Source organism: Mumia spirodelae (assembly GCF_050632745.1).
Classification (GTDB): Bacteria; Actinomycetota; Actinomycetes; order Propionibacteriales; family Nocardioidaceae; genus Mumia.
In genome coordinates this window covers 1,503,057-1,525,816 of sequence record NZ_JBODSD010000001.1, presented here as the reverse complement: position 1 = coordinate 1,525,816, position 22,760 = coordinate 1,503,057, and the positions used below count along the sequence as shown (strand labels likewise).

Sequence of the window (22,760 nt, the reverse complement as noted above, 5' to 3'; positions counted from 1 at the left end):
CTGTCAGATCATTCACCGCGCGCGTGGGATTCACCCAGGACGTCGGTCTCGGCTCGTCCTTCGTACTTGACGAGCGGGGCATGTCGGGGCCTGATACGCGCCGCGTTGTCTTCATAGTCAGACCACAAGCCCGCGGCACGTGCCGCAGCAGTGCCCTCGTCGGTGTTGATGACGACCACGCCTCTTGTGAAGTCGAAGCCCACCGTTCGTACCCTGCCCTCCGGCGCGATGCCGATCTCGCGTACGAACCGCATGACCTTGGCCTCGAACTCTCGCTCCTTCATGTGCCGGCGCCCGGTCACCGGCGCCCCGCGGCCGCGAGAAACTCGTGGACCTGGCGGATCGCGACCGAGCCCTCGCCGACGGCTGAGGCGACGCGCTTGACCGACCCACTGCGTACGTCGCCGACGGCAAACACGCCCTGGCGGCGAGTCTCGAACAAGGCGTCGGAGGCATCGGCCGCAGGCCCGGTGAGGATGTACCCCTTGGCGTCCAGCGGGATCTCTCCCTCGAGCCAGCTTGTGTGCGGGGACGCACCGATCATCACGAACAGGGCCGTCGCCGCGACGCGGTGCTCCTCATCCGACTGGAGGTCGCGCACCAGCACCTCTTCGAGCGCTTCCTCCCCGATGAGCTCGCGCACCTCGCTGTTGCGCCAGACCACGATGCGTGGCGACTGCTCGACGCGGTCGGCCAGATAGCGGGACATGTCCCTGCACAGGTCACCGTGTCGGATGACGAGGTTGACGACCGGCGACTGACGGGCCAGGAAGCAGGCCGCCTGGCCCGCGGAGTTTCCGCCGCCCACGACGGTGACGGGGTCCTGTCGGCACAGCCGGGCCTCGAACTCCGTGGCGGCGTAGTAGATGCTGCTGCGCTCGAGGCGGTCCGTTCCTGGGATGTCGAGACGTCGATAGCGCACACCCGTCGCGATGAGCACGGCGTGCGCGACGAGGGAGTCCCCCTCCGCCAGTCCCACCGTGTGATAGCCGTCGGCCTGTGTGAGCGAGGTCGCCTCGCCGGGGATGCTGAAGGCGGCGCCGAACTTTCGGGCCTGTACCACGGCGCGGTCGGCCAGCTCGGCGCCGGTGATACCGGCCGGGAAGCCCAGGTAGTTCTCTATCTGGGACGACGTGGCCGCCTGTCCGCCGGTGGCGAGTGCGTCCAGGACGACCGTCGAGAGTCCCTCGGAGGCGGCGTAGACAGCCGCCGCCAGTCCGCCCGGGCCTGCGCCGACAACCACGAGGTCGTACGCAGTCCGGTCTGGCGCCGCTCGCAGCCCGATGAGGTCGGCCAGCTCCTTGGTGCTGGGGTTCCGCAGAACCGTCTGTCCTTTCCAGATCACGACGGGGGTCTGGTCGGGTGGGATGCCGAACGCCCGCAGGGTTGCCTCCGCCTCGGGATCCTCCTCCACGTCCTCCCAACGGCACGGGATGCGGTTGCGGCTCGCGAAGTCCCTCAGCAGGCGGGTGCTCGCGGAGTAGCGCGACCCGATGATCCGGAGGCCGGCGCCGAGGTCGGCATGAAGGGCGCGTCGCAGGATGAACGCCCGCAGGATCAGATCTCCGAGCGCCTGATCCTGGGTGACCGCCTCCTTGAGGCGGTCGTAGGGCACTTCAACGACCTCCACGTCCGTCTGGGCGACGGCGGTGACGTAGACCGCTTGGCCGGTCAGGATGGACAGGTCCCTTACGAAGCGGCCTCGCCCGTGGACGGCGAGCACCCGCGACTCTCCCTCGGGGCCCTCCTCCTGAACAACCCGGACCCTGCCGTCCAGGACGACGAACAGACCGCAGTCGCGGTCCCCCGCGCAGAAGAGCGTGGTGCCCTTGGTCAGCGCCTTCCGCTCTCCGTAGCGCGAGAGCAGCATGATCTGATCATCGCTGAGCCGGGGGTAGGCGCCGGTGGTGTCGGGGGTCTCGCGAAGGTCCGCGGGCTCGACGTCAGATGAACTGCTCGTCGACATAGCACCATCTCCAGTTCTCCCCCGGCTCGAGCGAACGCACGACGACGTGGGCCGTCGTGGCGGCGTGAGCGCGCGCGTGTCGCATCGGTGACGAGTCGCAGCAACCGACCCGGCCACAGGTCATGCATTGGCGCAGGTGAACCCATGGCGTACCAGACTGCACGCAATCGGCGCAGACACGCTGCGCGGGCGGCGGCACGGGCCGGATGACTCGCAGGTGCGGATCCGCGCCGACGCGCTTCGGGTTGGCAGTCATCGCGCTCCTGTCGGAAGCTTGGCCTCGAGCCACGAGCGCAGGTGCTGCTCCGGAAGGGCGCCGACCTGTCTGTCGACCACCTTGCCGCGCTCGAGGAGGACCAGCGTCGGAATCGACTGGACCTCGAACCGCCGGCTCACAGCCGGGTTCTCGTCAGCGTTGACCTTGACCAGCTTGAGGTGGCCGGCCAGGTCCCCGGCCAGCCTCTCCAAGGCCGGGCTCACCATCCGGCAAGGGCCGCACCACGGCGCCCACACATCGACCAGCACAGGCAGGCTCGACTCGTCCGCGACGGCCTGGAACTCCAGGTCGTTCGCGTCCACCACCCAGCGCAGCGGAGTGCTGCACCTCCCGCAGCGGGGCGCACCCTCGGCGACCGCCGGCACGCGGTTCTTGGCTCCGCAGTTGCCGCACTCGACCTTCGTCGACTTCTGGGTGGACGCGGTCATGCCGCGACCCGCCCTTCTGACCGGCTGCCGGCCGTCACCCTGATCTTCCCGTCGACGACGTCGACCGAGATCACGCCCCCGTCGCCCGCATCCCCGCGCAGCAGCGCCCGGCCGACCTGAGTCTCCACCTCCCGGGAGATGAGCCGACGCAGCGGACGGGCGCCGTACGCCGGGTCGAAACCCTGGTCGGCGATGTAGCGACGCGCCGCAGCGGTGACGTCGAGGGAGATTCGCATGTCGGCCAGCCGCTGGTGCAGCTCCTCGAGCTGGAGGTCGACGATGCGCTCGATCTCGGCGAGCGTCAGTGGCTTGAACATGACGATCTCGTCGACACGGTTGAGGAACTCCGGCCGGAAGTGCGACTGCAGCAGGCGCATCACACTCGAGCGTGCTTCCTCCTTGACCTCGCCGCCCGCGGTGACCCCGTCGAGGAGGTATTCCGAGCCGATGTTGGAGGTCATGATCAGCACGGTGTTGCGGAAGCCGACGGTCCGGCCGTGGGAGTCGGTCAGGCGGCCGTCGTCGAGCACCTGAAGCAGCGTGTTGAAGACGTCGACGTGGGCCTTCTCGATCTCGTCGAGCAGGACCACCGAGTAGGGCTTGCGGCGTACGGCCTCGGTGAGCTGACCGCCCTCTTCGTAGCCGACGTAGCCGGGTGGCGCTCCGACCAGCCTGCTGACGGTGTGCCGTTCCTGGTACTCGCTCATGTCGATCCGGATCATGTTCTCCGCAGTGTCGAACAGTGCGGTGGCCAGCGTCTTGGCCAGCTCCGTCTTGCCGACCCCTGTGGGGCCCAGGAAGATGAACGACCCGATCGGCCGCTGGGGGTTCTTGATGCCTGAGCGGGCGCGCACGACCGCGTCGGCCACCAGCTGGACCGCCTCGTCCTGGCCGATGACACGCTCGTGGAGCACCTCGTCCAGGCGCAGCAGCTTGTCGCGCTCCCCCTCCTGCAGGCGCGTGACCGGGATGCCGGTCCAGCGCGACACGATGTCGGCGATCTCGTCGGCGGTCACCACCTCGCGCAGGAGCCGACGGCCGCCCTGCTTGCCGGCCAGTCGGGACTCGGCCGCCTCCAGCCGCCGCTGGATCTCCGGCAGCTGGCCGTGTCGCAGGGACGCCGCGCGGTTGAGGTCGTACTCGCGCTCGGCCCGCTCGCTCTCCAGACGTACCTGCTCCAGCTCCTGGCGTAGAGACTGCACCTCGCGAAGCGCCGACCGCTCGGCCTCCCACTGCGCGCGCAGGGCATCGGCTTCGGCCCGCGCATCGGCCAGCTCCTTGCGCAGCTCGTCGAGGCGGGCCCTGCTCGCGGCGTCCTCCTCCTCCGAGAGCGCCGCCTCCTCGATCTCCATCCGGGTCACGCGTCTGGTGAGCTCGTCGAGCTCGGCCGGCATCGAGTCGATCTCGGTGCGCAGCATCGCGCACGCCTCGTCGACGAGATCGATGGCCTTGTCGGGCAGGAAGCGGTCGGAGATGTAGCGGTGGCTCAGGGTCACGGCTGCCACGAGAGCGCCGTCGTGGATCTTCACGCCGTGGAATACCTCGAACCGCTCGCGGAGCCCACGCAGGATCGAGAGGGCGTCCTCCTCGTCGGGCTCGTCGACCAGGACCGGCTGGAACCGCCGCTCGAGCGCCGCGTCCTTCTCGATGTGCGTGCGGTACTCGTCCAAGGTGGTCGCGCCGATCATGTGGAGCTCACCGCGGGCGAGCAAGGGCTTGAGCATGTTGCCGGCATCCATCGCACCCTCGGCGGCGCCGGCACCCACGACGGTGTGCAGCTCGTCGACGAACAGCAGGATGTGGCCCTCGGCGCTCTGCACCTCGTTGAGCACGGCCTTGAGCCTCTCCTCGAACTCTCCGCGATACTTCGCCCCGGCGATGAGCGCGCCCATGTCGAGGGCGAACACGGTCTTGTCCCGCAGTCCCTCCGGCACGTCGGCGTCGGCGATCCGCTGGGCCAGACCTTCGACGATCGCTGTCTTGCCCACCCCGGGCTCGCCGATGAGGACCGGGTTGTTCTTGCTCTTGCGGGACAAGATCTGGATGGTCCGGCGGATCTCGGAATCGCGTCCGATGACCGGCTCGAGCCTGCCCGCCGCGGCGGCCGTGACGAGATCGCGGCCGTACTTCTCCAGCGCCTCATAGGTTCCCTCGGGGGTCGCCGAGGTCACCCGTTGGTGACCGCGCACCTGAGTCAGTGCGGCCAGGAACGTGTCCCGGGTCAGCCCTTGAGCGCGAAGAAGCCGCCCCGCCGCAGATCCAGCCCCCTCCTCGGCCAGAGCGATCACGAGGTGCTCGACAGAGACGTACTCGTCCTTCAGCCTCCGCGCCTCACGGTCGGCCGTGTCGAGCAGCCGCGAGAGCCGCTGGGTGATGTGCACCTGCCCGGGGGTCACTCCCGGCCCGCTGACCCGCGGGCGCCGGCCGAGCTCGGCCTCGAGCTCCTCGCGCAGCCGGTCCGGGTCTGCCCCCGCCCGGGCGAGCAGAGGAGCGACCAAGCCCTCCTCCTGGTCGAGCAGTGCGAGCAGCAGATGCTCTCCGTCCACCTCCGCGTGGCCGAACCGCAGCGCCTTGGTCTGGGCGTCGTGCAGAGCCTCCTGCGACTTCTGGGTCAGTCTGTTCATGTCCATGGAGCGTCTCCTCGTCGTGACGTACGCCGTTGTGCCTTCTCCAGCTCCGCGATCCTGTCGAGCAGCTCGACGACCAGACCGATGGCGCAGTAGCTGAGGTTCAGGCTCATCCGGAGCCGCTGGATCCTGGCCATCTCCTTCACCTGGGAGGGGTTGAACCACAAGCGCCCCTGCGCATCGCGGGTGACGTCCAGCAGTCCGAGGGCAACCAGGCGGCGTACGAGCTCTGGGTGTACGCCGGTGAGCTGCGCATAGCTCTCCAAGCTGAGCCGGGAGGGCCGAGCGAGAGCGAACTGTGTGACCGCTGTCATCGTCTGCTCCTCGCGTCAAAGCTGGACACCTTCGCGAGCTCCTCGAAGAGCCGTTGCTCCTCGTCGGTGAGGGTCCGGGGAATGCGGACCTGCAGCTCGGCGTAGAAGTCCCCCGGCTTCCCGCGCCTGTGGGGAAGCCCGCGGCCCTTGAGCCGCAACCTGCGGTGGCTGGACGAGCCTGCTGGAACCTTCACCGTGGCCATCCCGCCGGGAGTGTCGACGGACACCGACGCGCCCAGGGCGGCCTCCCATGGAGCGATCGGCAGGAGGGCGTGCAGGTCGCGACCCTCGACCCTGTAGCGCGGGTGGTCGGCGATCCGGACGACCAGGTAGAGGTCTCCGGCGGCCGCCGAGCCGCTGCCCGCGCCGCCCTGCCCGCGCAGCCGGATCCGTTGACCGTCGACCACACCCGCCGGGATCGTGACGTCCAGCGTGCGGGGGCCGTCAGGACCACTGATCGTGAAGCTGCGCTCGGTGCCGTGGTAGGCCTCCTCGACCGAGACCTCCACCTCCGCTTCGTGGTCGGAGCCCGGCACCGGGCCAGGTCCCCAGCCCTCCCGGCCCCGTCCGCCCCGGCCCCGTCCGCCGAAGATCCCCCCGAGCAGGTCCTCGATATCGATGTCGTCGCCCAAGTCGCCGGCACCGAAACCTCCCGACGGGCCGGCCCCCGACGACCAGCGACCGCGCGCACCCGCCCCGGCGTCGGCGTACGTCCGGCCCTGACGCCAGGCGGCCGGGTCCGTGTCGGGCGGGACGCGCCGGAAGTCCTCGCCGAAGGCGTCGTAGCGGCGACGCAGCTCGGGATCGGACAGCACGTCGTACGCCTCGGCGATCTCCTTGAACCGCTCCTCGGCGCCGGACTGCTTGTTGACGTCCGGGTGGTTCTGGCGCGCCAGCCGGCGATAGGCGCGCTGGATGTCGTCCGGGTCGGCATCTCGGGAGACCCCGAGGACCTCGTAGAAATCTCTGGCCATCAGGGTGCCCTGGTGGCCACCACGACCGCGGCGGGACGCAGCAGCTTGTCATCGGGCCCGTAGCCAGGGCGCACGACGTGAGCCACGGTCCCGGGCACCAGCCCCTCACCTGACACAGTGCTGACCGCCTCGTGCACGGCGGGGTCGAAAGCCCTGCCGTCGTCGTCGCGACGCGGGTATCCGAGGTCGGCCAGGACGCCGACTGCCTGCGCCAGCACGGCTCGGACGCCCTCGACCACCGAGTCGGGGTCGGACGACGCGTGCTCGAGCGCGCGCTCCAGGTTGTCCAGGACCGGCAGCCAGCTGGCGGCCACGGCCGCCCGTTCCTGCTCGCGGGCGCGGGCCACATCGCGCGCACAACGCTTGCGGAAGTTGTCCAGCTCGGCAGCAGTACGGCGCCACGCATCCTCAAGGTCGGCGATCTGGCGCGCCTGGTCGACGCGTTCGGGCTCGTCGACACGTCTCGCCGCATCATTCCCCAGGACCTCGTCGCCCCCTGTCCCGTTCATCGGGGCCTCGGACGTCGGCACCTCGTGATCGGACATGGCGATCAGCGGGAGGTGAACTCGGCGTCGATGACGTCGTCGTCATCGCCGTCAGAGGTGTCCTCGGAGGCGCCTGCCGACCCGGTCGACGGTCCACCGCCATCCCGGGCCGCGGCGTTCAGCACCTGGCTCATCTGGTGGAGCTCCCCGGTCAGGGCGCGAAGGCGGTCCACGGGTTCGTCGCCCTCGACCGCCTGGCGGGCCTCCTCGACCAGCATCTCGGCCCGGGCGCGGTCGTGCTCGGGTACCGATGCACCAGCCTCCTCGAGAGCCTTGCGCACCTGGTAGGCCACGGAGTCCAGCTCGTTGCGCGCATCGACCCGCTCGCGCAGGGCGGCGTCCTCACCACGGTGAGTCTCGGCGTCCTTGATCATCCGTTCGACCTCCTCCTGGCTGAGAGTGGAGGTCTCGCTGATGGTCACCTGCTGCTCGGCACCGGTGTCCTTGTCGCGCGCCGAGACGTGCAGGATGCCGTTGGCGTCGATGTCGAAGGTCACCTCGATCTGGGGCACCCCGCGCGGCGCGGGACGAATGTCCTCCAGCCGGAACCGGGCCAGCACGCGGTTGTCGGCCGCTCGCTCCCGCTCCCCCTGCAGCACGACGACGTCGACGGCCGACTGGTTGTCCTCCGCGGTCGTGAAGATCTCGGTCCGTCGAGCCGGGATGGTGGTGTTCCGCTCGATGACCTTGGTCATCACGCCGCCCATCGTCTCCAGACCCAGCGACAGGGGCGTGACGTCGAGCAGCAGCACGTCCTTCACATCACCCTTGATGATCGCCGCCTGGACGGCCGCGCCGATCGCGACGACCTCGTCCGGGTTGACGGTCATGTTGGGTTCCTTGCCACCGGTCAGGCGGCGTACCAGCGCCTGGACGGCCGGGATCCGCGTGGACCCACCCACCAGGATGACCTCGTCGATGTCGTCGGCGGTGACCTTGGCGTCCTCCATGGCCTGCTTGACCGGACCGAGGCAGCGGTCGATGAGGTCGGCCGTGAGCTGTTCGAAGGTGGACCTCATCAGGTTGACGTTGAGGTGCTTGGGCCCTGAGGCGTCAGCGGTGACGAAGGGAAGGTTGACGGCGGTCTGAGTGACCGCCGACAGCTCGACCTTGGCCTTTTCGGCGGCCTCGAACAGGCGCTGGAGAGCTTGGGGGTCGTCGCGAAGGTCGATGCCGTTGGACTTCTCGAACTCGTCCGCCAGGTAGTCGACGATACGTCGATCGAAGTCGTCGCCGCCGAGATGTGTGTCCCCGGCCGTCGACCGGACCTCGACCACGCCGTCCCCGACCGTGAGGAGGCTGACGTCGAACGTGCCACCGCCGAGGTCGAAGACCAGCACGGTCTCGTTCTCCAGCTTGTCCATCCCGTACGCAAGCGCGGCAGCCGTCGGCTCGTTGATGATCCGGAGGACCTCGAGCCCGGCGATCTTGCCGGCGTCCTTCGTGGCCTGCCGCTGCGCGTCGTTGAAGTGCGCGGGGACGGTGATGACCGCCTCGGTGACCCGCTCGCCGAGGAACTTCCCGGCGTCGTCGACCAGCTTGCGGAGGACCTGCGCCGAGATCTCTTCAGGAGCGTAGAGCTTGCCGTTCACCTGGAAGCGCACCGCGCCGTCGGGGCCAGGGACCACGTCGAAGGAGACGGTCGTCATCTCGCTGCTGACCTCGTCGTACTTGTGGCCGATGAAGCGCTTCGCGGAGTAGATCGTCCCCTTCGGGTTCAGGATCGCCTGACGTCGAGCCATCTGGCCGACCAGTCGCTCGCCGTTCTCCAAGAAGGCGACCACGGACGGCGTGGTCCGGTTGCCCTCCGCGTTGGGGATGACCTGCGGCTGTCCGCCTTCCATCGCCGCGATCACCGAGTTCGTCGTTCCCAAGTCGATGCCTACTGCCCTGGCCATGACCACTCCATCCGCCGGAAGCTGCTGTCACGGCCATGCTTCTCGCGGGCCACGTCGCCGGCATCCCATGAACGGGTGCTTCTTCACGGCCGGGATCGGGCCGGCATCACAGCTAGTCGATGTGGCCGCGGCGCCGCAGCGCCTGCACCGTCAGCTGGACCCGCGAGTGGACGTCGAGCTTGAGGTAGATGTGCTTGAGGTGGGCGTCCACGGTATGGCGGGACACGGAGAGATCCTCGGCGACCCCGCGATTCGTCATCCCCCGGGAGACGCGGGAGACGACCCGCAGCTCGGCGCCGGTGAGGGACGCCCATCCGCGGTCTGTGGCGTCCTCGTCGTCCGCGTCTACCCTGACCAAGGGATACCGGGCTCGCCCGACAGCTCCCGCACCTGGCCTGAGCTCCGCCGGATCCACGTAGTGGGGGTTGTCGATCACCGTGGCGTCCAGCAGGACCTTGGGGTGGGTATGGAGTACTCCGACGAGCATCTCGGCCCCGAACTTCTTGAGGTCGTACAGGCACATGAGGATGGCAGGCATCTGCTCGACGACGTGGTTGAGGGACGACTCGTAGACGAACAGGTCGTCCCAGCCCGGGGCGCCGGACAGCACCCACGACATCTCGCCGGCGGCTCTGAGGAGGCCGAAGTCGTCTGCGATCGCCGCGTCCACGCTCCCGGCGAGGAAGCTCATCATGTCGTCGACGCAGAACTCCCCCGAGCGGAGGTAGGCATCCGATGAACGCTCGACGTCGAGCTGTGCCGATCGTCGCGAGTAGTCCGGGCCGGGCTGCCCAACGGCCCGGTCCCGGACCAGCGCCGGCTCGACATCGTCGATCAGGCAAAGGCACTTGTCACCGTGCCGCAAGCCCTCCTCGAGGAAGGGATACAACAACCGGTCACGCTCGGCCGGCCCCGAGTAGAGCGCACAGAAATGGGACCCTGAACTGACAGCGCCGACCCCAGGGATCCCGAGGCTCAAACCGTTCATGGTGGCCACCGTTCCAGTGGATCCGTGGGAGGACTACCACACTACGCGCACCTGCGACGTGTCGCTGCTCGCCGTTTCGCTGGGCGATCGCCCGGGACGAGCAAGATCACGCCCGCGCGCGATCTCCGTCGGGGCCCCGCAGCGCGTGCGGGCCGTCGTCAGGCGCCTTCGCCGTGGGCCCACGCGTGTCCGCGCGAGCGCCGTGGGTACAGGTGCACCATGAACCTCCTCCACGTCGGTCTCGTGGCTGACCCGGCCTCGCCCACCCAGATGGCGCATCGGATCAAGGACCTCGATCCACCGAAGGGCGAGCGTCACGGAGGCTGGGACGTCGAGGTCGTGAGCGAGCCGTTCACCACCGGGTCCGAAGATGTCGACACCGCGTTGGTGCGTCTGGGAGACCAGGCTCACCAGCACGAGTGGGACCTCGTCGTGGGGCTGACCGAGCTTCCCCTTCGAGACGACGACGGCCGCTACCTCCTCGTCGAAGCCGACCCCCATCAGCGGACGGCCGTGCTGTCACTGCCTGCGCTCGGCGGACTGCGGATGCAAGCACGCACTCGCCGCGCAGTGCGCACGCTCGTCGGCGGCATGGCCGACCCCACATCCGAGGAGGAGCACCGCATCCTGCTTCCCCGGTTCGGGGGCCGCTGGCGACTGCTCGCAGGGATGGTACTTGCCAACCGACCGTGGCTCCTCGTGCCCGGCCTCAAGTCCGCACTCGTCGCGGCGCTGGCGACCGGAGCGATCGCCACGATCAACTCCACGGTCTGGCTACTGGCAGGGTCGCTGTCCTCGTGGCGCCTCCTGGTCGCGACGATCGCCTCCGTCGCGCTTGTCGTCGCCTGGCTCGTCATTGACGGCAAGCTGTGGGACCACCCCGACGACGACTCCGCCGAGGCCCGGGAACGGTCCCGCCTCTACAACATCTCGACCCTGGTGACACTCACCGCTGGGGTGCTCATCTGCTACGCGGCGCTCTACGTGGTGAACCTCCTCTGGGCACTGTTCGTCCTCGACCCCTCCGTGATGGGCGGTTACCTCAACACCTCACTCGGCTACGACGACATCTTCGTGCTCGCCTGGTTCGTGGCGTCGGCGGCGACCGTTGGTGGGGGTCTGGGCAGCGGCTTGGAGTCGGACGAGGCGATCCGCGCGGCCGCGTACTCCAAGCGCGAGGAAGAGCGTCGCAACCGTCTCGCACACCAACGGAACTCGGACCGCCGTCAGTCAGGTCGTGGCCCGGCGGGAAGGCGACGCTGAGCACGTCGGCGTCAGATGCAGACGAGCGGTCCCCGGGCCCTGCGTGGAGCAGGATCCGGGGACCGCGTCGTTCTCGGTGCTACCGCGGGGGATAGCCGGTGTCGCGGCGCTCCTCGACCACGTGGGTCGAGCGGGTCCGCTGGTGGTTGACGACCAGCGAGATCACGACGGCCACGATTCCTGCCACGAGCAGGATCCAGCCGAGGGTCCCGGTATCCACGGCTGACGTGTCGAAGTTGATGACGTCCAGCGCGAAGATGAGGCCCAACACGATCAGAACGATGCCGAGTCCGATGACCACGACAGTCCCTCCTTGTCGACGACATGAGCACTCGGCCCCGTACCCAGGACGGGTGTCGCTCAAACCTCGCCGAACAGCCTCTCCGCCGCACGCGAGTCGGCGTACTCCTCGAACCGCGCGATCTTCCCGTCACGCATCGTGACGACGAGGCACGACGGGATGCGGACAGGCTGACCGTCCGGGCTCGTCCCGACGGCGACGGACTGCACCACCCAGCCGCCGTCGAACACCTTCACATGGACGTCTTCGACGCGCAGCTCCGCCCCCTTCTCCACCGACCGCGTACGCGAGGGCGTCGCGAGGATCTCCGCCTCCCGCTCCCCGATGTTGTGCCAGGTGCTCGCGCCCGGCGCGTAGACGTCGTCCGCGGCCCGGCGCCCGGCGAGGAAGTCGGGGAGCCACCGACGAGCCAGGGCGGCGGCCTGAGCCACACCCTCAGGAGTCGGGGTCTCGATCGCGGGCTCGGTCATCGGTCCTCCACGGGCGTCCGGCGTCGTCGGTGCAGCGCCACGACGATATCCCCGCTGCGCCGGCGAGGGAGTCGGCCTCGGCAACCGACCCAGCATGTGAACGCTGACCCCCGCCGTTGGTCCCGCCAGCAGCCCCCTGGAGGACGCAGTAACCCCTGGGAAATCCGATCGTCACCAGGGGTTGCGTGACCTGTCTCACATCTCTATGTTAATGGGGAATCACATCACCGAAGGAAGACGACGAGCCCTACGGGGGCCCGCCGAAGGCGTCCGCGGTGATGCCCAACCTCGTCGGGAAGCAGGTGGAGCACGTGGTCGACATGAACAGACGCGGCGTCTTGACACTCGGAGCCGCACTCGGACTAGCAAGCGTCGTCAACCCCTCGGCGGCCTGGTCGTGGTCGCCCGCCGCGTCGGTCGCCGGCAGCGGAGCAGGCGTCGATCCGCAGTGGGTCTGGGACGACGACATCGACCGGATCATGGCCTCGGTCGTCGACAAGGGCCAGGTCGCGGCGGTCAACAACGCGATCGGCCCGTGGGTCAACAACAACCACCCCATCCCGACCGGCCTCCCGCCGGAGCTCGCGGGGTTCCTGCAGGACAACACCAAGCTCCCGTCGTGGGCCGACATGACGAAGCTGCGGCGGGCGGCCGACTTCAACCGCCGCAAGGACACCTACCTCTTCGTCATCTACGGCATCGGCGGCGGCATCATGAGCACCGTCATCCCGCGCGAGGCCAGGTCCGTCTACTGGTCCAAGGGCGGCGCCGACATGCAAGACCGCGCCGCCAAGACGTTCACCTTCGGGTACGACCTGAGCGACCTGAACGCCTTCGAGCCGAGCGGCCAGTTCCTGGTGACCTCGAACAAGACCCGGATGGTGCACGCGGCCGTCCGCCACCTCCTCCCGCAGTCGCCGTACTGGCAGGCGGTCGCGGAGGAGGAGATCCCGATCAGCAACGCCGACATCCTCGTCACCTTCCACAGCACGGGCACCTTCGCGCACAAGAAGCTGAAGGACTGGGGCGTGCCGATGTCCACCGCGGACCAGGACGCCTTCCTCCACTCCTGGCAGGTGGCCCTGCACATGCTCGGTGTGCGCGACGAGTACATCCCGGCCACGTGGGCCGCCGCCCACGCGCAGTCCGCTCAGGTCCTCACCCCGATCCTGGCTCCCACGCCCGAGGGCAAGGCGCTCGCCGAGGTCCTGCTCGGCCTCACCGCTCAGGTCGACCTCGGGGTCACCCGCGGCTTCCTCAACGAGTTCGTCCGCTATCAGCTCGGCAACGACATCGGCGACTGGCTCGGGCTCAAGCGCGACTACGTGTCGGCCGCGCTGATCCGGACGGCATGGCCGACCTACATCGCCTTCCGCGAGGGGCTCCTCCCCCTCGTCCCGGCCAACTTCTACCTGTTCGACCAGTTCGTGCGTGCGCTGGCGATGGCGTTCCTCAACAAGGGCGGCTCGGGCACCACGACGCCCATCACCATCCCCGACACCAACCGACCCGGCGCCTGAGCCGGACCGTACGACGCGGGTGGGCCGGGGCAAGCGAAGCCCGGCCCACCCGCTCCGCGAGGTCTCAGTCGCGCCATCCCAGCGCGCTGAGCAGCAGCGCGGCGACGGAGCGACGGGCGTCGGGTGAGTCCTGCCACCGGAGCCTCCGACCGGCCTCCACCACCACACCGAACCCTGCGTGCACGAGCACCCGCGCATCGCGGGCGTTCAGGTCGGGCTGGGCGGCACGCAGCTGCTGCTCCCAGAGCGCGATGTGGTCGCGCTGCGCCAGCACCAGCGGCCGCTGCAGGGCTGCGGGCAGACCGACGAGCTCCGCCTCGGCGACGCTGGTGAGCGAGCGGTGCTCGAAGCTGTACGCGACGTACGTCTCCGCCAGCGCGGCCACCGCGGCGTGCGGATCGGCGCATCCCCTCAGCGCCTGCTCGACCGACTGCGACAGCAGCCCCGCGGCCTGCAGGCACGCTGCGGCGAGGATGTCCACCTTCCCCGGGTAGTGGCGATAGATCGCCGACGGCGCGAGCCCGACGGCCTCGGCGATCCGGCCGAGGGACACGTTGGCGAAGCCGTCGCGCTCGAACAGCGGGATGGCGGCGGCGAGGATCTCGGCGCGGCGGATCCGGACCACGGGCGGCGAGGGCACCTCGACCGAGGCGCTGGCGACGGCTCGCGGACGCTCGGTCGCGACCACCCTCGACGCGGCTCCGACGAGCAGCTTCTCGGCGCGCTGGGCGGAGATGCGCGTGCGGTGCATCGTGATCGACCCGATGGCTCCCAGCGCTGCGGCGGCCCGGAGGGCGGGGTCGAGATCACCCTCCTCGGCGGTCACCGCATCGGTCACCCGGTCGACGACCTGGCCGAACTTGCCCCGCAGCACCCGGCGGTCGTCCGGGTTGAGGTAGCGCGCCTCCCACCGGTAGACGCCGCCGGAGGCCCGGTGGGCGATCGTCACCCGGCTCGCGGCGAGGAAGAGCTCGTCGAGGGTCGCCTCGGGCGGCAGCTCGTCGAGCGCCTCGACCAGACCGTCGGCCATGAAGGTCGCGCACTCGGCGAAGAGCGTGTACTTGTTCGGGAAGTGCCGGTAGAGGGCGGGAGCCGTGATGCCGACCTCGAGGGCGATCTCCTCCATCGACGCGGCGTGGTAGCCGCGCTCGTTGAAGACGCGGCCCGCGGCGTCGATGATGAGCTGCCGTCGGTTGCGCGGACGCGTGGCGGGGCTGGACGGCGGAGCAGGCTCCATGGCTCGTCGCTAGAGGTGGTCCGGCACCGTCAGCGCGTCGGGGTCCGAGCGCGGCGGGATGAAGGAGAGCGCAGCCTGCACCAGCGTCGTACGCGCCTTCAGCTGCGCCTTGCGCCGGAGACCGCGTTCGTCGCCGAGCCGTTCCTCGACCGCCGCCTCGACCTGCTCGTCGGTGAAGGTCGGCCGTGTCCCGGCCTCGACCTCGATGTCCGGCAGGCTGACCAGGACCGGCAGCAGCTGGTCACCCAGCCCGCTCATCAGCTGGTAGCGCTCGTACCGCGAGAGCGCCTCCCACGCCTCGTCGACGTCACGCCGGCCCTTGCGCACGTCCTTGTCCTGCGACGCCATCACGGCCTTGGCCACGCCGGTCAGCGCCGCCGACAGCTCGTGCTCGGTGAACTTCATGATCCGATCATGCCCGGCGCCGGTTCGCCGCGGACAGCCGCGTCGTGACCGTCCCGCAGAATCACCAGGTTCCCCGGGACCCCGAAACATGGCTGTAACGCAACGCTGTCAGGATGGTTCACGGTTTCGCACCATCTCTGAGGAGTGCGCACCGCCCCCGCGCTCGCTCCTCAGTCACGAACGGCCCTGGACTCCCCCGATCCGGGGCCGTTCTCCGTTCCCGCGGCCCTTCCCGCGGCCCAGCCCTGGAAGCCGTCGACGAGATCCGCCACGTCGGTGAGCCCGAGCTGCGCGAGCGTGTACGCGGCCAGGCTCGAGCCGTACCCCTCGTTGCAGACGACGACGATGCGCCGGTCGGGGTCGTCGTGTCCCGCGAGCCGGTGCGGGCTCGTCGGGTCGAGCCGCCACTCGAGGACGTTGCGGTCGATCACGACGGCACCCGGCAACGGTCCGTCGGAACGGCGCTGCTCGCTCGGCCGGATGTCGACCACGAGGGCACCCGCAGCGAGCTCGCGCTCGAGGTCCTCGGGCTGGACGCGGTCGATGTGGCGGCGGCACTGGGCCAGCAGCCGGTCGATGGACGAGGGGTCCGAGTCGCTCACAGGGCCAGTCTCGCCCGTCACGGCACCTGCGGCAGGACCTTCTCGCCGTAGAACCGGATCATGTCGAGGTCGTGCGGGCCCATGTTGGCGAGGTACAGGGCGTCGTACCCCGCGTCCGCGTACGTCTGGATCAGCTCGAGGTGGTCCTCCGGGTCGTTGCCCGCCACCACGGACTCCTTGGTCGACTCCCGCGTCACGAGCTGCGACGCCTGCTCGAAGTGCTCCGGCGTGGGCAGCACCTGGGCGAGCTCACCGGGCAGCCCGGCGTTCGGCCACAACCGGTACGCGTGGTCCCAGCCCTCGTCCTTCGTCGGTGCGAAGGCGACCTTCGCCCCTGCGTGCGCGGGTCGGCCGTCCGCCTGTGCCTTGAACGTGGAGACGAGGTCGGCGTCGGGCGAGGTGCCGATGTAGCCGTCGCCGATCTTCGCGGCGAGGTCGAGCGCCTTCGGACCGAACGCGGACACGAAGATCTCCGGCGGGGTCTCTGGGAGCGTGTAGATCCGGGCGTGGTCGACGGCGTAGTGACGCCCGCGCGACGTGACGACGTCGCCGGTCCAGAGCTCGCGGATCAGCGCGACCGCCTCCTCCAGCATCTCGAGGCGCGTCTCCTGCGCCGGCCACGCGGGGTCGAACGCGTGCTCGTTCAGCGCCTCGCCCGTGCCGACGCCGAGCGTGAACCGCCCGCCGAGCAGCTGCGCGGACGTCGCTGCGGCCTGCGCCACGATCGCCGGGTGGATCCGCACGGTCGGACAGGTGACCGCGGTGGTCACCGGCAGGTCGCACACCTGGCTCACCGCGCCGATCATGCTCCACACGAAGGGGCTCTGGCCCTGCTCGTCGTTCCACGGGTGGAAGTGGTCGCTGATCCAGAGCCCGGCGAAGCCCGCTTCCTCCGCGGCCCTCGCCTGGGCGATCAGCGCCTCCGGTCCGTACTCCTCCGTCGAGAGGAAGAAGCCCACACGCATCGACAGCCTCCTAGATCGCACTCCGTCCGGGTGTACCCCCGCGACAGGACGTTCATGCGGCGCGCTGGTCGACCGGCTCGGCCTTCCTCGCCCTCGGTACGCGCGTGATCAGCGTGAGCGCGACGGCTGCGAGCGCGATGATCCCGATCGTCGTGTACCCGAGCGTGTAGTTCGGCTCGCCGCTGTCCCCGAGCAGGGCCGAGATCACGATCGGGCCGATGACGCCGCCCAGGCTCCACCCGATGAGCATCAGCCCGTAGATCGCGCCGGCGTACGTCACCCCGAAGTAGTCGCCGGCGGTGGCCGGCATCGTCCCGAACCCGCCGCCGTAGCAGAGGTAGACGATCGCGGCGAGCGCGAACCAGAACACCTGACCGCTGGCGTGCGGCAGCAGGATGAGGCAGACGCCCTGGAGGGCGAGCATCGCCGCGAACGCCGGCATCCGTCCGATCCGGTCGGACGCGGCCGCCCACACGATCCGTCCACCGCCGTTGAAGATCGCCAGCACCCCGACCACGGTGGCCGCCGCGGCCGTGCTGTAGCCCGCGATCCCCTCGGCGCTGCCGGCGGCCTGGGAGATCAGGGCGATGCCTGCGGTGACGTTGAGCGTGAGGATGGCGGTGAGCAGGTACCACTGCGGCGTACGGAGGGCTTCCTTCTCCGTGTACTCCTTCATGGTGTGGCCGGCTCCCCCGACGCTCGCCGCCTCGTACCCCGGGACGACGTAGCCCTCGGGCGGGTTGCGGAACACGGAGGCGCCCGCGAGCGACATCACGAGGTAGGCGAGGCCGAGCCACAGGAACGCCTTGGACGGCTGGTCCTCGTCCTGGCCGATGAGCCAGGCGGCGATCGGCGAGGTGAGGACCGCCCCGAAGCCGAAGCCGCCGACAGCCAGGCCGGTGATCAGCCCCTTCTTGTCGGGGAACCACTTCTGCAGCATCGCGATCGGCACGATGTAGGCGACGCCGAGACCGAACCCGCTGATGACGCCGTACCCGAGGATCAGCAGCCACAGGTCGTCCGCGCCGCGGGTGAACGAGGCGATGACGATGCCGATCGCGTAGATGATGCCGCCCGTCAGCGCGACCACGCGGGGGCCCCGCCGGTCCTGCACCCGGCCGCCGATGTAGCTGCCGATGAAGATCATCGCGATCGTGACGGTGAAGGGCAGGGACGCCTGCACCTTCGTCAGCTCCCAGGGCTCAGCCTCCTGGTACGCCTTCGCGAAGACCGACCACGCGTAGACCGCTCCGATCGAGAACTGCAGCAGCAGGCCTCCGCCGACCAGCACCCATCTGTTCATCGCTGCCCTCCTGCCTCGTTCACGGCTGGTAGCGGACAGGCCCCTCTCGTTGCAGACGCTCCCGCTGCGGCACGACCGTGTACTTCGGATCCTTGGCAGACTCCTGCCCAGCCTCGAAGATGCCGAAACGTGTGCAGACCGACCCGGCCAGGAGCGCGAGGCCCGACGCGGCGGCGGCAGCACGGCTGCGCCCGGCCAGCACGGCCCCGACGGCGCCGGCCGCGGTGAGCACCCGGGAGGCTCGCATGAGGCGTCCGGCCCTGCCTTGGTGGAGCGGTTCGGCGGTGATGCCCATCGACCGCTCCATCCGCGCCTCCATTGCCAGCTCCAGCGCCGCACCGGCGGCGGCGAGGCGGCGTACGGGGCCGGTCTCGGAGGGCGGCGCACCGATCAGGCCGAGCCCGGCCGCGGCCGCTGCGGCAGAGCCGACGAAGACGAACGGCAGCTCCTTGTACGCCGCGTGCCACGAGGGCGTGGCGGTGTCGGCGAGGAGGACGGCGGTGTAGGCGGCGACCGGCGGTGCGGTGAGCCCCGCCATGACCCCTGCCGGCCGCCCGAGCGTGGACGCGAGCGCGAGGGGCCCGGACCCGTTCCGTGCGGCCGGCAGGAGGCTGATCGCCTCGGCCGCCGCCGCGGCCCCGGCGAACGGTCCGTAGGTGGAGAGGATCCACGTCCCGACCGACATCGGCGACGTGAGCTTGGCCGTCCGAAGCATGTTCGTGAAGCGCGACGGCTTGCCGAGGTCGCGCACGAGGGCGCCCATCGAGAACCCGAGCGCGCCGAGCGCGGCCAGGCGGCTCGTACGGCGCAGCGCCGGTCGCCCGGTCAGGTCAGCGCCGGCGGCGATCAGCGAGGAGCCGGCCGCCAGCCCCCCGGCGAAGAGGTAGGCCGGGATGTCGGCCTCCCAGGGCGAGGGCTTGACGATCGGCCGCCCGTAGTACGAGGTGAACTCGGCCTCGGGCACCATGCTGCGCTCGGCGCCGCCACCGCGACGGCGCCGACCCGTCCGCCGGCCCGCGGACCCGGGGGTGGCCAGGCGGTCGCTCATCGGCGCCTCCCGAGGAACGCCACGGCGACCCCGGCGAGCATGACCGCCGCCGCCGCGGAGGCCCGGCGGAACATGTCGGGGAGGTCCTTCGTGGTCACCACGGGATCGGGCGGGAAGCCGTACACCTCGGGCTCGTCGAGCAGCAGGAAGAACGCGCCCGTCCCCCCGACGCCGTCGTCGGGGTCGTTGCCGTACAGGCGCGCGTCCATGATGCCCGCGTCGTGCAGCTGGGCGACACGCGTGTTCGCGCGCTCCCGCAGCTCCTCGACGTCCCCGAACTGGATCGACTGCGTGGGGCACGCCTGGGCGCACGCCGGGGTCTGGCCGGCGCCGAGCCGGTCGTAGCAGAGCGTGCACTTCTGGGCGATGCCGACGTTCTTCGCGCCCTCGGGGGACGTCCGGCGCTCGATGACGCCGTACGGGCACGCAGGAACGCAGTAGCCGCAGCCGTTGCAGATGTCGTCCTGCACGACCACGGTGCCGAACTCGGTGCGGAACAGCGATCCCGTCGGGCAGACGTCGAGGCAGGCGGCGTGGGTGCAGTGCTTGCACACGTCGGAGGACATCAGCCAGCGGAAGTCCGGCTTCTCCGCGGTGCCGTCGGCCACCCCGTCGCCGTCGGCCCGGTGCCGTCCGATGTCGGGCATCCCCAGGTCCACCGTCGCGCGCAGCCCGGTCTCCTGCTCCCCCAACGGCTTCGGCTGCTCGATGAAGGCGACGTGGCGCCACTGGTTGGCGTTGAGCGAGTGGCTGTTGTCGTACGACGAGCTGAGCATCTCGAAGTGGTCGGCGGGGACGTCGTTCCACTCCTTGCACGCGACCTCGCAGGCCTTGCAGCCGATGCAGATGCTGGTGTCGGTGAAGAAGCCCTTGCGCTTCGGGCGGTCCTCGCCGTACCCCGCCTCGCTCGCAGGGTCGAGCGGACCCCAGAGGTCGTTGTCCCGGAAGAGGCTCGTCATCGGTTCTCCTCGCTCTCGGGTCCGGCGCCGTCCACGGCGAGCCCTGCTCGACGACCGTAGTCCTCGACCAGCCGCCGCAGCGCGGGACCGGTCGGCCGGCGCCCCGGTCGTACGTCGCAGGTGCCCACCTTCGACTCCTGGATGAGGACGTTCGGGTCCAGCGTGATGCCGAGCAGGTCGTTCGCGGAGTCGCCGGTGACGAGCCCGCCCTCGCCCCAGTGGTACGGCAGCCACACCTGGTGTACGGTCCGCCCGTCGACCTTCAGCGGCGACAGCCGCTCGGTGACCAGGACCCGGGCCTCGATCGCGGAGCGGGCCGTGACCACGGTGGCCCAGCCGCCGTGCTCGAGCCCACGCTCCTGGGCCAGCTCGGGCGAGACCTCGAGGAACATCTCCGGCTGCAGCTCGGCCAGGCGCGCGACGTACCGGCTCATCCCTCCGGCGGTGTGGTGCTCGGTGAGCCGGCTGGTCGTGAACACGTACGGGAAGACGTCCCCGTGGCGCTGCGGCGGCGAGGGGTTCAGCAGGTTGTCGTCGCGGTCGTACTGCTTGCGCGTCGGGTTGGCCTGCTGACCGTACAGCGGGTTGCGGAACGGCGACTCGACCGGCTCGTAGTGCGTGGGCAGCGGACCGTCGATGAGCCCCTGCGGCACGAAGAGCGCCCCCTTCCCGTCGCCCTGCATGATGAACGGGTCGTCGCCCGCGAGGGCCGCGACGCCCTCGGCGTCCTCGTCGGGTCGGTACGACGGGGGCTTGGTCTTCTCGAAGTCCGGCACGTCGTCGCCGGTCCACTCCCCCGCGTCCTCGTCCCACCACACGTACGCCTTGCGCCCGCTCCAGGGCTTGCCGTCCGGGTCCGCCGAGGCGCGGTTGTAGAGCAGGCGCCGGTTCGCCGGCCACGCCCATCCCCACTCCGGCGCCACCGCCGACTGCTCGCGCGCCGGCTTGCGGCGGGCGGCCTGGTTCACGCCGTCCTTGAAGACGCCGGTGTAGATCCAGCAGCCGCCGAGCGTCGAACCGTCGTCCTTCATCTCGGTGAAGCTGGCGAGAGGACGCCCGGTCGCCACCTCGTAGCCGTTGATCTCCCGCAGGACCGCCTCGGCGCTCGGCTCGTCGTGCGGGCCGTGCGTCGGGTAGTCCCACGCGAGCCGCTGGATCGGGACGTCGCGGTCCTCGGTGGAGTCGGCGTACCGCTCCCTCACGAGCCGGCCGAGGTGGTAGAAGAACCAGAGCTCGGAGCGGCAGTCGCCCGGCGGGTCCACCGCCTTCTCGCGCCACTGGAGCATGCGCTGGGTCTGGGTGAACGTGCCTTCCTTCTCGACGTGCGAGGCGGCCGGGAGCAGGAAGACCTCCGTACGACAGCGCTCGGGGACGATCTCCCCGGTCGCGACCTCCGGCGAGCTCTTCCAGAAGGTCGCGCTCTCGATCTCGAAGAGGTCGCGCACGACGAGCCAGTCCAGGTTCGCCATACCGAGACGCTGCGCGCGGCCGTGCGCGGACCCGACCGCCGGGTTCTGGCCGAGCAGGAAGTAGCCCTTGACCTTGCCGTCGATCATGTCCATCACGGTCCGGTACGTCCCGTGGTCGCCGGTGAGCCTCGGCAGGTAGTCGAACGCGTAGTCGTTCTCCTGCGTCGCCGCGTCGCCGTAGTACGCCTTCAGCAGGTTGATCCCGTACGCGCCCGCGTTGGCCCAGAAGCCCTTCGAGCCCGGGTGCCGGACGGCGTCGATCCAGTCCCCGAGGCTCTGGTGGTCCTCGGCGTTCGGCATCGGGAGGTAGCCCGGGAGGATGTTGAACAGCGTCGGGATGTCGGTCGACCCCTGGATGCTCGCGTGGCCACGAAGCGCCATGATGCCGCCGCCGGGACGTCCCATGTTGCCGAGCAGGAGCTGGAGGATCGCGCCGGTCCGGATGTACTGCACGCCCACGCTGTGCTGGGTCCAGCCGACGCTGTAGACGAGCGCCGTGGTCCGGTCGCGGGTCGAGTTCCTGGCCCAGGACCGGCAGACCTCGAGGAACTGCTCCTCAGTGACGCCGCACGTCCGGGCGACCATCTCGGGGGTGTATCGCGCGTAGTGGCGCTTGAGGATCTGGTAGACGCAGTGCGGGTGCTGCAGCGTCTCGTCGCGGGGCGGGTGCGCCCCGACGCCTATGCCGTGCGTCTCGTGCTGCAGCGCGCTCGCGGTCTCGCGCTGCATCTCGTGGTCCTGCCGCGCCGCGCCCGAGGCCTCCTGGTCGGCGTACTGCCACGACGCCGGCTCGTACGTCCGCGACTCCGGGTCGAACCCCGAGAACAGCCCGTCGAGGTCCTCGGTGTCCTGGAAGTCGTCGCTGACGATCGTGGCCGCGTTCGTGTACGCGACGACGTACTCGCGGAAGTCGAGCTCGTTGGTCAGCACGTAGTTGACGATGCCGCCCAGGAACGCGATGTCGCTGCCCGCGCGGATCGGCACGAACGTGTCGGCGAGCGCGCTGGTGCGTGTGAAGCGCGGGTCGACGTGGATGATCTTGGCGCCCCTCGCCTTCGCCTCCATCACCCACTGGAAGCCGACCGGGTGCGCCTCGGCCATGTTGGATCCCTGGATGACGATGCAGTCAGCGTTGGCGAGATCCTGGAGGTAGGTGGTGGCGCCTCCACGCCCGAACGAGGCCCCCAGACCGGGGACCGTG

The 22,760-nt window shown here is 70.0% G+C and carries 21 protein-coding genes and 1 pseudogene; 2 read left to right on the top strand and 20 right to left on the bottom strand.

Annotated features, from left to right (window positions below; translation table 11 throughout):
- Positions 1-8: 8 nt before the first annotated feature.
- From ACQSSQ_RS07475 to ACQSSQ_RS07430, 10 genes are all read right to left on the bottom strand, one after another.
- Positions 9-284 carry a hypothetical protein gene (locus tag ACQSSQ_RS07475; protein WP_431326399.1) on the bottom strand — a complete coding sequence of 92 codons (276 nt, stop codon included), beginning with the start codon at positions 282-284 and terminating at the stop codon, positions 9-11.
- A 14-nt stretch (positions 285-298) separates the two neighbouring features.
- Positions 299-1,966, bottom strand: a complete 1,668-nt coding sequence (locus ACQSSQ_RS07470) for an FAD-dependent oxidoreductase (protein WP_431326398.1) — start codon at positions 1,964-1,966, stop codon at positions 299-301.
- A complete protein-coding gene (locus tag ACQSSQ_RS07465) occupies positions 1,944-2,090 on the bottom strand; it encodes a UBP-type zinc finger domain-containing protein (RefSeq protein WP_431326786.1) in 147 nt (48 codons plus the stop codon). Before ACQSSQ_RS07465 ends, ACQSSQ_RS07470 begins: the two co-directional genes overlap by 23 nt.
- A gap of 128 nt (positions 2,091-2,218) precedes the next feature.
- Positions 2,219-2,671 carry a thioredoxin gene (gene trxA / locus ACQSSQ_RS07460; protein WP_431326397.1) on the bottom strand — a complete coding sequence of 151 codons (453 nt, stop codon included), beginning with the start codon at positions 2,669-2,671 and terminating at the stop codon, positions 2,219-2,221.
- Entirely contained in the window at positions 2,668-5,301 is a 2,634-nt protein-coding gene (gene clpB / locus ACQSSQ_RS07455) for an ATP-dependent chaperone ClpB (RefSeq protein WP_431326396.1), read from the bottom strand. The genes trxA and clpB overlap by 4 nt, the downstream gene beginning before the upstream one ends.
- Positions 5,292-5,612 (bottom strand): chaperone modulator CbpM, encoded by a 321-nt coding sequence (locus ACQSSQ_RS07450; protein WP_431326395.1) that lies wholly within the window; start codon positions 5,610-5,612, stop codon positions 5,292-5,294. Before ACQSSQ_RS07450 ends, clpB begins: the two co-directional genes overlap by 10 nt.
- Positions 5,609-6,586: a DnaJ C-terminal domain-containing protein gene (locus ACQSSQ_RS07445; RefSeq protein WP_431326394.1), complete on the bottom strand. Its 978-nt coding sequence runs from the start codon at positions 6,584-6,586 to the stop codon at positions 5,609-5,611. Before ACQSSQ_RS07445 ends, ACQSSQ_RS07450 begins: the two co-directional genes overlap by 4 nt.
- Positions 6,586-7,131 carry a nucleotide exchange factor GrpE gene (locus ACQSSQ_RS07440; protein ID WP_431326393.1) on the bottom strand — a complete coding sequence of 182 codons (546 nt, stop codon included), beginning with the start codon at positions 7,129-7,131 and terminating at the stop codon, positions 6,586-6,588. Before ACQSSQ_RS07440 ends, ACQSSQ_RS07445 begins: the two co-directional genes overlap by 1 nt.
- Positions 7,132-7,136: 5 nt before the next feature.
- Complete coding sequence (gene dnaK / locus ACQSSQ_RS07435; protein WP_431326392.1) at positions 7,137-9,029, bottom strand: molecular chaperone DnaK; 1,893 nt, start codon at positions 9,027-9,029, stop codon at positions 7,137-7,139.
- Positions 9,030-9,141: 112 nt separating this feature from the next.
- Positions 9,142-10,017 carry an MEDS domain-containing protein gene (locus ACQSSQ_RS07430; protein ID WP_431326785.1) on the bottom strand — a complete coding sequence of 292 codons (876 nt, stop codon included), beginning with the start codon at positions 10,015-10,017 and terminating at the stop codon, positions 9,142-9,144.
- A 219-nt stretch (positions 10,018-10,236) separates the two neighbouring features.
- On the opposite strand from ACQSSQ_RS07430, the gene ACQSSQ_RS07425 reads away from it, so the two are divergent.
- Entirely contained in the window at positions 10,237-11,280 is a 1,044-nt protein-coding gene (locus tag ACQSSQ_RS07425; protein WP_431326391.1) for a hypothetical protein, read from the top strand.
- Between the two features lie 79 nt (positions 11,281-11,359).
- On the opposite strand, the gene ACQSSQ_RS07420 is transcribed toward ACQSSQ_RS07425, so the two are convergent.
- Together ACQSSQ_RS07420 and ACQSSQ_RS07415 are read right to left on the bottom strand one after the other, a co-directional pair.
- Positions 11,360-11,581, bottom strand: coding sequence for a DUF6458 family protein (locus tag ACQSSQ_RS07420; RefSeq protein ID WP_431326390.1), 222 nt, complete (start codon positions 11,579-11,581; stop codon positions 11,360-11,362).
- Positions 11,582-11,640: 59 nt separating this feature from the next.
- Positions 11,641-12,051 (bottom strand): nuclear transport factor 2 family protein, encoded by a 411-nt coding sequence (locus tag ACQSSQ_RS07415; protein ID WP_431326389.1) that lies wholly within the window; start codon positions 12,049-12,051, stop codon positions 11,641-11,643.
- A gap of 278 nt (positions 12,052-12,329) precedes the next feature.
- On the opposite strand from ACQSSQ_RS07415, the gene ACQSSQ_RS07410 reads away from it, so the two are divergent.
- Positions 12,330-13,571, top strand: coding sequence for an oxygenase MpaB family protein (locus ACQSSQ_RS07410; protein WP_431326388.1), 1,242 nt, complete (start codon positions 12,330-12,332; stop codon positions 13,569-13,571).
- A gap of 64 nt (positions 13,572-13,635) precedes the next feature.
- On the opposite strand, the gene ACQSSQ_RS07405 is transcribed toward ACQSSQ_RS07410, so the two are convergent.
- The 8 genes and pseudogenes from ACQSSQ_RS07405 to fdh all read right to left on the bottom strand — a co-directional run.
- Positions 13,636-14,808, bottom strand: a complete 1,173-nt coding sequence (locus tag ACQSSQ_RS07405) for a TetR/AcrR family transcriptional regulator (protein WP_431326387.1) — start codon at positions 14,806-14,808, stop codon at positions 13,636-13,638.
- A gap of 9 nt (positions 14,809-14,817) precedes the next feature.
- The gene (locus ACQSSQ_RS07400; RefSeq protein WP_431326386.1) at positions 14,818-15,213 is read right to left on the bottom strand and encodes a hypothetical protein; all 396 of its coding nucleotides are present in this window, start codon (positions 15,211-15,213) and stop codon (positions 14,818-14,820) included.
- Positions 15,214-15,383: 170 nt separating this feature from the next.
- On the bottom strand, positions 15,384-15,815 hold the full coding sequence (locus ACQSSQ_RS07395) for a rhodanese-like domain-containing protein (protein ID WP_431326385.1): 432 nt from the start codon (positions 15,813-15,815) through the stop codon (positions 15,384-15,386).
- Between the two features lie 17 nt (positions 15,816-15,832).
- Positions 15,833-16,780 carry a TIGR03557 family F420-dependent LLM class oxidoreductase gene (locus tag ACQSSQ_RS07390; protein WP_431326384.1) on the bottom strand — a complete coding sequence of 316 codons (948 nt, stop codon included), beginning with the start codon at positions 16,778-16,780 and terminating at the stop codon, positions 15,833-15,835.
- A gap of 52 nt (positions 16,781-16,832) precedes the next feature.
- The gene (locus ACQSSQ_RS07385; RefSeq protein ID WP_431326383.1) at positions 16,833-18,083 is read right to left on the bottom strand and encodes an L-lactate MFS transporter; all 1,251 of its coding nucleotides are present in this window, start codon (positions 18,081-18,083) and stop codon (positions 16,833-16,835) included.
- A 19-nt stretch (positions 18,084-18,102) separates the two neighbouring features.
- On the bottom strand, positions 18,103-19,131 hold the full coding sequence (gene nrfD / locus ACQSSQ_RS07380; protein WP_431326382.1) for an NrfD/PsrC family molybdoenzyme membrane anchor subunit: 1,029 nt from the start codon (positions 19,129-19,131) through the stop codon (positions 18,103-18,105).
- Positions 19,128-20,090: a 4Fe-4S dicluster domain-containing protein gene (locus ACQSSQ_RS07375; RefSeq protein ID WP_431326381.1), complete on the bottom strand. Its 963-nt coding sequence runs from the start codon at positions 20,088-20,090 to the stop codon at positions 19,128-19,130. Before ACQSSQ_RS07375 ends, nrfD begins: the two co-directional genes overlap by 4 nt.
- Positions 20,087-22,756: pseudogene (gene fdh, locus ACQSSQ_RS07370) on the bottom strand (formate dehydrogenase); the annotation flags it as partial. The gene ACQSSQ_RS07375 and the pseudogene fdh, both read right to left, overlap by 4 nt.
- Between the last annotated feature and the right edge of the window lie 4 nt (positions 22,757-22,760).

Bases quoted from the DNA above. Each gene is read 5' to 3' on its own strand.
- ACQSSQ_RS07375 (WP_431326381.1), bottom strand. From the start codon at position 20,090: ATGACGAGCCTCTTCCGGGACAACGACCTCTGGGGTCCGCTCGACCCT.
- ACQSSQ_RS07405 (WP_431326387.1), bottom strand. From the start codon at position 14,808: ATGGAGCCTGCTCCGCCGTCCAGCCCCGCCACGCGTCCGCGCAACCGA.
- ACQSSQ_RS07440 (WP_431326393.1), bottom strand. From the start codon at position 7,131: ATGTCCGATCACGAGGTGCCGACGTCCGAGGCCCCGATGAACGGGACA.
- ACQSSQ_RS07410 (WP_431326388.1), top strand. From the start codon at position 12,330: ATGCCCAACCTCGTCGGGAAGCAGGTGGAGCACGTGGTCGACATGAAC.
- ACQSSQ_RS07465 (WP_431326786.1), bottom strand. From the start codon at position 2,090: ATGACCTGTGGCCGGGTCGGTTGCTGCGACTCGTCACCGATGCGACAC.
- trxA (WP_431326397.1), bottom strand. From the start codon at position 2,671: ATGACCGCGTCCACCCAGAAGTCGACGAAGGTCGAGTGCGGCAACTGC.
- clpB (WP_431326396.1), bottom strand. From the start codon at position 5,301: ATGGACATGAACAGACTGACCCAGAAGTCGCAGGAGGCTCTGCACGAC.
- ACQSSQ_RS07390 (WP_431326384.1), bottom strand. From the start codon at position 16,780: ATGCGTGTGGGCTTCTTCCTCTCGACGGAGGAGTACGGACCGGAGGCG.
- ACQSSQ_RS07470 (WP_431326398.1), bottom strand. From the start codon at position 1,966: ATGTCGACGAGCAGTTCATCTGACGTCGAGCCCGCGGACCTTCGCGAG.
- ACQSSQ_RS07475 (WP_431326399.1), bottom strand. From the start codon at position 284: ATGAAGGAGCGAGAGTTCGAGGCCAAGGTCATGCGGTTCGTACGCGAG.
- nrfD (WP_431326382.1), bottom strand. From the start codon at position 19,131: ATGAGCGACCGCCTGGCCACCCCCGGGTCCGCGGGCCGGCGGACGGGT.
- dnaK (WP_431326392.1), bottom strand. From the start codon at position 9,029: ATGGCCAGGGCAGTAGGCATCGACTTGGGAACGACGAACTCGGTGATC.
- ACQSSQ_RS07400 (WP_431326386.1), bottom strand. From the start codon at position 15,213: ATGAAGTTCACCGAGCACGAGCTGTCGGCGGCGCTGACCGGCGTGGCC.
- ACQSSQ_RS07385 (WP_431326383.1), bottom strand. From the start codon at position 18,083: ATGAACAGATGGGTGCTGGTCGGCGGAGGCCTGCTGCTGCAGTTCTCG.
- ACQSSQ_RS07445 (WP_431326394.1), bottom strand. From the start codon at position 6,586: ATGGCCAGAGATTTCTACGAGGTCCTCGGGGTCTCCCGAGATGCCGAC.
- ACQSSQ_RS07450 (WP_431326395.1), bottom strand. From the start codon at position 5,612: ATGACAGCGGTCACACAGTTCGCTCTCGCTCGGCCCTCCCGGCTCAGC.
- ACQSSQ_RS07430 (WP_431326785.1), bottom strand. From the start codon at position 10,017: ATGAACGGTTTGAGCCTCGGGATCCCTGGGGTCGGCGCTGTCAGTTCA.
- ACQSSQ_RS07415 (WP_431326389.1), bottom strand. From the start codon at position 12,051: ATGACCGAGCCCGCGATCGAGACCCCGACTCCTGAGGGTGTGGCTCAG.
- ACQSSQ_RS07425 (WP_431326391.1), top strand. From the start codon at position 10,237: ATGAACCTCCTCCACGTCGGTCTCGTGGCTGACCCGGCCTCGCCCACC.